The organism is Anaerostipes hominis (ex Lee et al. 2021) (assembly GCF_002270485.1).
Classification (GTDB): Bacteria; Bacillota; Clostridia; order Lachnospirales; family Lachnospiraceae; genus Anaerostipes; species Anaerostipes hominis.
This window is the reverse complement of sequence record NZ_NQOG01000056.1, coordinates 1-1,622: the sequence shown is the minus strand read 5'-3', so window position 1 is coordinate 1,622 and position 1,622 is coordinate 1. Positions and strand designations below refer to the sequence as shown.

The following is a 1,622-nucleotide window of genomic DNA, read 5'->3' as shown; positions in this document are numbered from 1 at the left end:
ATATGCTCTGCCAATGGCGGGCTTCCACCTATGATAAAACGCAGGCAGTATTATGAGGATTTGGAACTGGCCGCATAGTCAGTGATATGCTTGAGAAAAATGTGTCAACTAATATTGACAATATCATGGAATAAAAAAGCCCTGCGGGCAAGTATGCACACAAATGCGTAAGGAAATCATTTGACTGCGTCAAATCGCATTTGGCGCACAAAGCGGAACGAGTCCCTCATGATTGAGGGATTTAGGGAGTTGAAGCGGACTTGTCCGCTTTGTTCCTTTACTTTATAGGAAACTTGTCGTTTCCTATAAAGGGGTGTTTAGAATAAAAAAATATACCCATCAAAAGATGGGCATGGCAAACAGATGAAATGGATTAGAAGAGATAAAAACCTTCTTCTCCAATTTCATCATCAAGATCATCCTCCTCATGCAGGAAATAATCCATATCCAGTAAGTCATCATCGCTCATAGATTTGATGTCTTTCGTGGTCATCCCTTCAGGTGGATGCTGCATATACGTTTGTCTGAGTTCCTCGATGTGTTTTGGATCCATTTTGATTGTCCTCCGTTTGGTTCAGTATATCACAGCGGAGGAGGCTGTGGGAGTAAAGATTAAGGACCATGATATTTTTCCTTGGTTTTTCGATAAAGTTCATCGAGAGAAACGCGCTTGTGATTATGATAGATTTCAAGCAATTCCATTTTTTGGTTACAGCATGGACATTGAATCGGGTCATATCCAAAAGAGAGGCTGATACAGTCCCGCCATCTGTTCATAGAAAGATAAAATTTATGCTTTGATATATGAATCGCATGATGGAGTTTGTAATCTTCTATATGGGATCTGGCATAAAGCCCATAGTAACGAACTTGTTTAAAATGTTTTTCTGGAATGTGTCGGATCAGTCTTTTGATGAAATCCATGGAGGGAAGAGTTTCTTCCACATAGTGATCATCTTCATGACGGTTGTAGTGAAACGTGACCGTATCATCAATAGAGTTGTAGTGATCAATGCGGGAAGTGGCGATGACGGGTCTGCCCAGATACCGGCCGATGTAGTTAATCACCTGTTTTGGCTTACAGCGGTTTGGTTTTGCATAGACATAAAAGCCATCCCTGCTGTTTTTGTAAACCTGAGAGACCACATCTTTGAAAGAATGTGGAAGTTTCTTCTTAAGTTCATTTAAAAGTGCAGTTTGAAAGGAGCTGCGCATGAAACCATAGTTGAAATGAGATTTTGCCCGCCAAAGGCCACTTTTGCCCAGCCCACCTTCTGAAAGGAGACAGTGGATATGCGGGTTCCATTTCAAATCTCTGCCAAAGGTATGAAGGACAAGAATGAAACCAGGAGTAAATAATTCTGTTTGATTATCCTTGTGGAATATGCGGAGAATGACACTTCTTACAGCAGAAAAAAGGCAGTGATATTGTCAATATTAGTTGACACATTTTTCTCAAGCATATCACTGACTATGCGGCCAGTTCCAAATCCTCATAATACTGCCTGCGTTTTATCATAGGTGGAAGCCCGCCATTGGCAGAGCATATCCTCCGGTTATTCCAGTAGCTGAGGAAGTATCTCCAAATGAGTACCTTTAATTCCTCTACAGTCATCTGCTTT

Annotated in this window: 1 protein-coding gene and 2 pseudogenes; all 3 read right to left on the bottom strand. The window is 41.1% G+C overall.

The features are described 5' to 3' along the window. Positions 1 to 373: 373 nt before the first annotated feature. A complete protein-coding gene (locus tag CI597_RS17460) occupies positions 374 to 553 on the bottom strand; it encodes a hypothetical protein (RefSeq protein WP_024729447.1) in 180 nt (59 codons plus the stop codon). Positions 554 to 612: 59 nt separating this feature from the next. Further along, a pseudogene (locus CI597_RS17455) lies at positions 613 to 1,425 on the bottom strand (IS91 family transposase); the annotation flags it as partial. Positions 1,426 to 1,471: 46 nt separating this feature from the next. Then, positions 1,472 to 1,622, bottom strand: a pseudogene (locus tag CI597_RS19620) (IS3 family transposase); the annotation flags it as partial.

Bases quoted from the DNA above. Each gene is read 5' to 3' on its own strand.
- CI597_RS17460 (WP_024729447.1), bottom strand. From the start codon at position 553: ATGGATCCAAAACACATCGAGGAACTCAGACAAACGTATATGCAGCAT.